The organism is Sulfitobacter sp. HI0129 (genome assembly GCF_001635395.1).
Classification (GTDB): Bacteria; Pseudomonadota; Alphaproteobacteria; order Rhodobacterales; family Rhodobacteraceae; genus Sulfitobacter.
Genome location: NZ_LWGH01000730.1, coordinates 1 through 1,048, shown reverse-complemented (window position 1 = coordinate 1,048; position 1,048 = coordinate 1). Strand labels below are relative to the sequence as shown.

Genomic DNA, 1,048 nt, shown 5'->3' with positions numbered 1-1,048 from the left:
TCGCGAATGATCGCCCAGGACGAGTGCAGGAATAGCCCGGCGATACCGAAGGCAACGATAAGGTCGGGCCACGCGCTGCCCAGCCAGGCCACAAGACCGGCGGCAACGACAACCGCCGCATTGCCGATGGCGTCGTTGCGAGAGAAAAGCCAGACGGCCCGCATGTTCGCGTCGCCCTTGCGGAACGGCAGCAGCGGCAGAACGGAGATGACGTTGACGACAAGGGCAATCATGCCAAGCAGGCCCATGAGACCCGCATCCGGCGTCGTCCGTTCGAAGACCCGGACGATGGTCGTGCCGAGGACGCCGAGACCGAGGAGCCCGAGGAAGATGCCCTGGATCAAGGCCGACCGTGCCCGCCAGGCGAGGCTCCAGCCGATGGCCAGCAGGCCAAGGAAGGTGATCGCGCCGTCGCCGATGAAATCGAGCGCATCGGCCTTCACGGCCTGTGACCCGGCGATGAACCCGCCGATCATTTCAACGACACCGTAGCCCACGTTCAGGATCACGACGATCCAGAGCGCGCGTCGGTAGGCCGGGTCCTGATGGGCGGGATTCGGCGGAATGTCTCCATCGCCCTCGATCCGGTCGAAGCCGTAGCCGGTCACCGCAACGGCCTTTTCGATGTCCGGCAGGCGCGCTTCGGGGGCGCTCAGTGTCATGATGTGCGTCGCCGCCGACACCTTCACATCGTCAGCCGCGACTCCGGCCGACTGCGCCGCCCGCTCGATCTGCGCGGCATCCTTCGCGCAGTCCATACCGGAAACCCGGTAACGGACGGGCGGAACATCTGCCGTCGATCCGGCACTTTCGGTGTTGGCCATGGTCGCGCTATTCCTGCTAGAATGAATTGAAGAACAACGTATCAGCGAGGAGTGATATGGCCCAAATCGTCGATGACCGCAAGAGCGCGACCATCGAGCGACGGGCGAAGCTGTTCCGCGGCTTCGCGGACCCGAGCCGCCTGGCCATCCTCGGTGCACTTTGCAACGAGCCATTGGCCGTTCACGAGATCGTCGAGCGGACCGAACTATCGCAACCCAACGTC

Annotated in this window: 2 protein-coding genes; one reads left to right on the top strand and one right to left on the bottom strand. The window is 64.4% G+C overall.

The window, feature by feature from the left end; translation table 11 throughout:
* Window positions 1-824: cation transporter (locus A3764_RS18070; RefSeq protein WP_067951889.1), on the bottom strand; the 824-nt coding region annotated here is incomplete at its 3' end.
* Window positions 825-880: 56 nt separating this feature from the next.
* Between A3764_RS18070 and A3764_RS18065 the strand changes: the two genes are divergently transcribed.
* A partial coding sequence (locus A3764_RS18065) for an ArsR/SmtB family transcription factor (protein WP_150122279.1) occupies window positions 881-1,048 on the top strand: 168 nt, incomplete at its 3' end.